The following is a 4315-nucleotide window of genomic DNA, read 5'->3' on the forward strand; positions in this document are numbered from 1 at the left end:
CCGCCGCCGAGCCGGCGCTGGCCGGCTGCCGCGACCTCGCCGATGTCGAGGCGACGGTGACCGCGGCGGCCACCGGCACGTCGCGCGGCGCCGACGCGGCCCTGCTGGCGCTGCTGCGGCTGGCCCATGACGGCGACGCCCTCGCCGGGCGGACGGTGTTGCAGCTGATGCTGGGCAAGGCCATCCGGATCGCCGCCGGGCACGCGGGCCGCGACAGCCGCGAGAGCCTCGAGCACGCCGCGGTCGCCGCGCTGTGGACGGTCATCGCGACCTACCCGACCGAGCGTCGGCCCGCGAAAGTGGCGGCGAACATCGCGATGGACACCCTCGGCGCGGTCAGCCGCGAGCTGGCGCACCGCCGCACGGAGACACCGGCCGAGCCGGACACGCTGGCCGCGGTCCTCGGAACCGACCCCGCCGATCCCGCCGACCAGGCCCGCGACGCCGACCTCGCCGAGCTGCTCGCGTGGGCGGTCGACGCCGGCGCCATCACCGTCGCCGACGCCGCCCTCCTGATCGACATCTACGCGCCCCCGCCCGGTGTCGAGGGCGGTGCCGCCGCGGCCGAGCGGGCCGGCATCAGCTGGGCCGCCGCCCGGCAGCGGGCCAGCCGCGCGGTCCGCCGGATCACCCTGGCGGTCCGCGCCGACGCCCTCGCGCCGGCCTGACCGAACCACCCGGCCGGCGTGATTGACGCCCCATTCCGGCCGGGTCTACGTTGAACGTTCCGGGCGAGCGATCCGCCCATTCCCTGCAGGTGACATCACTCGTCCGTGCCGTCCGCTCTGGTATCCCAGGTGGCACGGTGACGAGTTCGGACGGCCCCGCCACCGTCGCCGGAAAGGTGGCACTCACTTCCGCCGCATCCGTCATCACCAGGAGGGAGCAGGGGTCGTGCCAGACAACAGAGCCGTCGTCTATCGGGGCGCCGGACATGTCGAGGTCGAGGACGTGGCCTACCCGGCCTTCGAGATCCAGGACGGACCCGGGGTGAACCCGGACAACGTGGGGCGCCAGCTGCCGCACGGGGTCATCCTCAAGGTCGTCGCCACCAACATCTGCGGCAGCGACCAGCACATGGTCCGCGGCCGCACCACGGCGCCGGAAGGGCTGACGCTCGGTCACGAGATCACCGGCGAGGTGATCGAGACCGGCCGCGACGTCGAGTTCATCAAGACCGGCGACCTCGTGTCGGTGCCGTTCAACATCGCCTGCGGGCGGTGCCGCAACTGCAAGGAGGGCAAGACCGGCGTCTGCCTGAACGTCAACCCCGAGCGCGCGGGGTCGGCGTACGGCTACGTCGACATGGGCGGCTGGGTCGGCGGCCAGGCCCAGTACGTCATGGTCCCCTATGCCGACTGGAACCTGCTGAAGTTCCCCGACAAGGACCAGGCGATGGAGAAGATCCGTGACCTGGCCATGCTCGCGGACATCTTCCCGACGGGGTTCCACGGCTGCGTGACGGCCGGGGTGCAGCCCGGATCGACGGTCTACATCGCCGGTGCCGGCCCGGTCGGCCTGGCCGCGGCGACGTCGGCGTTCCTGCTCGGGGCGGCCGTCGTCATCGTCGCGGACCTGCAGAAGGACCGGCTGGAGCAGGCGCGCAGCTTCGGCTGCGAGACCATCGACGTCTCGCAGGGTGACCCGGCCGAGCAGATCGCGCAGATCGTCGGAGAGCCCGAGGTCGACTGCGCGGTCGACGCGGTCGGCTTCGAGGCGCGCGGTCACGGCGGCGAGGCACAGACCGAACGACCGGCCACCGTGCTCAACACCGTCATGACCGTCACCCGCGCGGGAGGCGCCGTCGGCATCCCCGGCCTGTACGTCACCGGCGACCCGGGCGCCGCCGACGACGCCGCCAAGGAGGGCTCGCTGTCCATCCGGCTCGGCCTGGGCTGGGCGAAGTCGCTGGCCTTCACGACCGGGCAGTGCCCGGTCATGCGCTACAACCGCCAGTTGATGATGGCGATCCTGCACGACCGCACGCAGATCGCGAAGAACGTCAACGCCACGGTCATCCCGCTCGACCAGGCGCCACAGGGCTACACCGAGTTCGACAAGGGAGCCGCCCGCAAGTACATCCTCGACCCGCACGGAATGCTGGGCTGACGACGCGCCGGTGCTCGTGTGATACTGGATTTGTCCGCAATGTCGCGGTCGTCCCGTCTCCGCGCATTGCGAACCTGGTGATCTCATGAGCACCGACGACCGTCTCGATCTGGAATTCGCCTACACGAGTTACGGCGACTCCTGCCGCGACCTCTACTCGCTCGCGTACCGCTGCCGGCGGCCGCACGGCCACGACGGCGCCCACGCCGCCGGCTTCGGTACGCACCGCGTCCGCTGGGAGCACCACGACACCCACGGACCCGACGCGCCGCCGGTCAGCCGGTAGCGCCGCCGCTCGCCACCACGACGGCGAGGCCGTCGAGCACCACCTTCAGGCCGAACTCGAACACGTCCTCGTAGCTGAACGTGAACGTGTTCTCGTGCAGCCGCGCGAGGGTCGGGAATCTGCCGGTGCCCATCGCCTTGATGAGGACCGGCTCCTGGGCGGCCCAGAACTCCTCCTCGGTGATGCCGGTGCGCTGCTCGGCGTTCTGGGCGTTGACGTGCGCGCGGGCCACGGCCGTGACGAAGCCGTCGACCACCGACACCATGAGGACGAGCTGCTGATCGCTGAGGCCGGTGGGCTTGAGCCGTCGTAGCAGGCGGTCCATGCCGGCCATGTTGTTCGGCCCGAGGAGCGGCCGCACCTGGTCGACCAGCGGGTACCACGGGTGGTCCAGGCACATCTGCCAGATGCCGCGGGCCATCTCGTCCAGCGCGGCCCGCCAGCCGACGGCGTCGGCGGCGGCGTCGTCCTCGACGTCGTCGTCGACCGGCCCGGCGATGTGGTCGAGCATGAGGTCGAGCAGCTCGCTCTTGCCCGGCACGTAGCGGTACAGCGACATGGTGCCGACGCCCAGCTGCGCCGCCACCCGCCGCATGGAGAGCGCGTCGAGGCCGTCGGCGTCGGCCACCTCGACGGCCGCCTCGACGATGCGCTCGAGCGTCAGCCCGGGCTTTGGCCCGCGCGTCGGCCGCTCCCGCATGCCCCAGAGGAGCTCCAGGCTCTTGGAGAGATCGCCGCCGCCGCTGTGGTCCGTTGTCATCAGGGAAAACAGTATCGGGGGAAAGAACTGCGCATGGCGTACGCTTAAAAGCGTACGACGTACCCGGTTCAGGGAGGAACCCCCGTGACCACCTCCAGCCATGCGATCCGAGCCGTTGGACTGCAGAAGCGGTACGGCGAGAAGCGCGCCCTCGACGGCTTCGACCTGGCCGTCCCGCCGGGCATGGTCTACGGCCTGCTGGGCCCCAACGGCGCGGGCAAGACCACCGCGGTGCGCATCCTGGCCACGCTCGTCCGGCTCGACGGCGGCCGCGCCGAGGTCGCCGGCATCGACGTCGCCCGCGACCCGCGGAAGGTGCGCCGGCACATCGGCTTCACCGGCCAGTTCACGGCGGTGGACGAGATCCTCACCGGCCGGCAGAACCTGCGGATGTTCGGCCGGCTGTTCCACCTCGGCTCGGCGCGCGCGGCCGCCCGGGCCGACGAGCTGCTCGAGCAGTTCGACCTCACCGAGGCCGCGGACAAGAGCACCAAGGAGTACAGCGGGGGCATGCGGCGCCGGCTCGACCTCGCCGCCAGCATGATCCTCGCGCCGAAGGTGCTGTTCCTCGACGAGCCGACGACGGGCCTGGACCCACGCGGCCGCAACGAGGTGTGGACGGCGGTCCGGTCGCTGGTCTCCGGCGGCACCACCGTGCTGCTGACCACGCAGTACCTCGACGAGGCCGACCAGCTGGCCGGCCGGGTCGCCGTCATCGACCACGGGAAGGTGATCGCCGACGACACCCCGGCCGCGCTCAAGCGCCGGGTCGGCGGCGACCAGCTCGAGGTCGTGCTGGAGGAGGCCGTCGACCTGCCGGTGGCGGCGCAGACGGTCGCACGAGTGGCGGCCGGCGAGCCGGAGGTCGACGAGGAGCACCGCAGGGTCACCGCCGCGGTCGAGCAGCGGGTCACCGCGCTCACCGAGGTGGCCAGGAGGCTGCAGGACGAGGGCGTCGGCGTCGAGGACATCGGGCTGCGCCGGCCCACGCTCGACGAGGTGTTCCTGCGCCTCACCGGCCACCGGGCGGAGCGGGACGACCCGGCGGCCGACGCCACGACCGAGCGGACGGAGGTCCCCGCATGAGAAGCCCTATGTCAAGCCGGCTCCGGTTGATCTTGGTTGAGGAGTTGTTGGAGGGCGCGGTGGCGGGTGGGGTC

5 protein-coding genes are annotated in these 4315 nt (G+C 71.9%); 4 read left to right on the forward strand and 1 reads right to left on the reverse strand.

Annotated elements, in window-relative coordinates; translation table 11 throughout:
• The 3 genes from DY240_RS32430 to DY240_RS23825 all read left to right on the forward strand — a co-directional run.
• The coding region (locus DY240_RS32430; RefSeq protein ID WP_158602974.1) for a hypothetical protein at positions 1 to 668 on the forward strand (668 nt) is incomplete at its 5' end.
• A 226-nt stretch (positions 669 to 894) separates the two neighbouring features.
• Entirely contained in the window at positions 895 to 2109 is a 1215-nt protein-coding gene (fdhA, locus tag DY240_RS23820; RefSeq protein WP_119662218.1) for a formaldehyde dehydrogenase, glutathione-independent, read from the forward strand.
• A gap of 85 nt (positions 2110 to 2194) precedes the next feature.
• On the forward strand, positions 2195 to 2395 hold the full coding sequence (locus tag DY240_RS23825; protein ID WP_119662219.1) for a hypothetical protein: 201 nt from the start codon (positions 2195 to 2197) through the stop codon (positions 2393 to 2395).
• On the opposite strand, the gene DY240_RS23830 is transcribed toward DY240_RS23825, so the two are convergent.
• A complete protein-coding gene (locus tag DY240_RS23830; RefSeq protein WP_119662220.1) occupies positions 2385 to 3155 on the reverse strand; it encodes a TetR/AcrR family transcriptional regulator in 771 nt (256 codons plus the stop codon). The two genes, DY240_RS23825 and DY240_RS23830, sit on opposite strands and share 11 nt — an antisense overlap.
• A gap of 84 nt (positions 3156 to 3239) precedes the next feature.
• Here DY240_RS23830 and DY240_RS23835 point away from each other — a divergent pair, with 84 nt between their 5' ends.
• Entirely contained in the window at positions 3240 to 4241 is a 1002-nt protein-coding gene (locus DY240_RS23835) for an ATP-binding cassette domain-containing protein (RefSeq protein WP_119662221.1), read from the forward strand.
• Positions 4242 to 4315: the final 74 nt, after the last annotated feature.

This window comes from Jiangella rhizosphaerae (assembly GCF_003579925.1).
GTDB classification, from domain to species: Bacteria; Actinomycetota; Actinomycetes; order Jiangellales; family Jiangellaceae; genus Jiangella; species Jiangella rhizosphaerae.

Excerpts from the sequence above, each read along its gene's own strand:
- DY240_RS23825 (WP_119662219.1), top strand. The coding sequence starts at position 2,195 with ATGAGCACCGACGACCGTCTCGATCTGGAATTCGCCTACACGAGTTAC.
- DY240_RS23830 (WP_119662220.1), bottom strand. The coding sequence starts at position 3,155 with ATGACAACGGACCACAGCGGCGGCGGCGATCTCTCCAAGAGCCTGGAG.